The organism is Roseateles sp. P5_E11 (assembly GCF_054049355.1).
The window spans coordinates 1-1,514 of record NZ_JBFUMO010000936.1; the positions used below are offsets into that span (position 1 = coordinate 1).

Sequence of the window (1,514 nt, forward strand, 5' to 3'; positions counted from 1 at the left end):
ACGACACAATTGAGGTCAGGCAGGCGCGCAGGCGCCATGGAACCGAAAATTCAGCCCATGTCACCGATGAAGTCACCGACTCGATTCAACAGCCATTCATGCGGGCTGCACGGCAGGAGTGCTTGCGGATACAGGGTTTTTGGACAGCCTCGTTAAGCAAAGGAGTGCACTTGGATTCACTGCTAGCACCAATTGCAGGAGCCCTAAAGGAAAATCTCCTCGAATGGGAAGATCCTGATATAACAGCCTACAAGCTCGGTATCTGCCTTGGCCTTTTTCAGCCAGATGACGGTAGTTATGATCAATTTCGTGAGTACAAGGGTGTGCTCTGTACAGATAATGCAGCAAGTATGTTTCTGTATGAGACCATTGACAGACTTGTTGTGCTTGGACTGCTGGAAGCCGATAAAGAAAAATATAAGTATCGTTGGAATCCAGGCTCAGAGGATCGATTGCTTGCCTAACCGCGCTACAGGGACTTCCCGGTTAATCACGCCTTTGCTGTTTTCCCATCAAGACTTGCATTCGATTTGATGCAGCGCCACAGAGAACAGACTGCACATCATCTACAGGCGGCCTTGTTGCACTCGGGATTCGGTTTGGGCCCAGATACCAACCGCTCAGCAGGGCTCCATTCACTCGCCGCCGTCGCCACAATTGGCGCGGCACMSGGTTAGTCGAGCTTGCCTGCTGCCGGTCTGACCTGTGAATTGCATCTTCGAACGCACGTCTACCGGAAGAACTTGTTCGTCGGGGAATGCGTTCAGGCCTGCGCCAGGACCGGTATCGGCGGCACTTCGCCAGGCTTGACCGACACGTAATTCGGATCGAACTCTCGCCCTTTGGCGAGCAGCGCCCAGACGATGCGCGCGTTCTTGTTGGCCAGCGCCACCACCGCCTTTTGCCAGCCCACGCGGGCGAGCAACTGCACCAGCCACTGCGAGATCTTGTCGCTGCGTTTATGCGCGGTCATCACGGCCGACTTGGCGCCCTGGATCAGCTCGTGGGGTGAGCGTCGCGAACCCCAACACGATCAGCGCCTCCGCGTCTGTTGGGGTTCAGTACCCACACCCGGTGATTGCCGCGACGGCACGCTGTGTGCTTGTGTGCCGGCATGGATCGAACTTCAACAGAACCGCCCGTTCACACCTGGCTTGATGACGGCCATGCACTAATAGCGGGCTCGTTGTTCGTCGCCTTGGGCCTCACCATGTTTGCACATGCCGGCCTGCTGACGGGAGGGGTCGCGGGAGTTGCCTTCCTCGCCAGCTACACCAGCGGCCTCAGTCTGGCGCTGTGCTTCTTCGCCTTCAGCCTGCCGTTCTTCCTGCTGTCCTGGCAGCGCCTCGGCAGAGAGTTCACGCTCAAAAGCCTCCTTGCCGTCTCGCTGGTTTCCGCCTGTACGGCGTTGGCACCCAGGGTGGTCCGCTTCGAGTTCCTGAACCCTTGGGTGGCCGCGGTACTTGGTGGCTTTCTCGTCGGATTCGGCCTCCTGGCCCTGCTTCGTCATCAGG

General features: G+C 57.7%; 2 protein-coding genes and 1 pseudogene. 2 read left to right on the forward strand and 1 reads right to left on the reverse strand.

Annotation, left to right across the window (positions count from 1 at the left end; translation table 11 throughout):
- On the forward strand, window positions 1-464 hold a 464-nt coding region (locus ACXJKR_RS32240; RefSeq protein WP_457326325.1), incomplete at its 5' end, for a hypothetical protein.
- 299 nt (window positions 465-763) lie between these two features.
- Here ACXJKR_RS32240 and ACXJKR_RS32245 read toward each other — a convergent pair.
- Window positions 764-1,000, reverse strand: a pseudogene (locus ACXJKR_RS32245) (IS110 family transposase); the annotation flags it as partial.
- A gap of 114 nt (window positions 1,001-1,114) precedes the next feature.
- Between ACXJKR_RS32245 and ACXJKR_RS32250 the strand changes: the two are divergent.
- Window positions 1,115-1,514: YitT family protein (locus tag ACXJKR_RS32250; protein WP_457326326.1), on the forward strand; the 400-nt coding region annotated here is incomplete at its 3' end.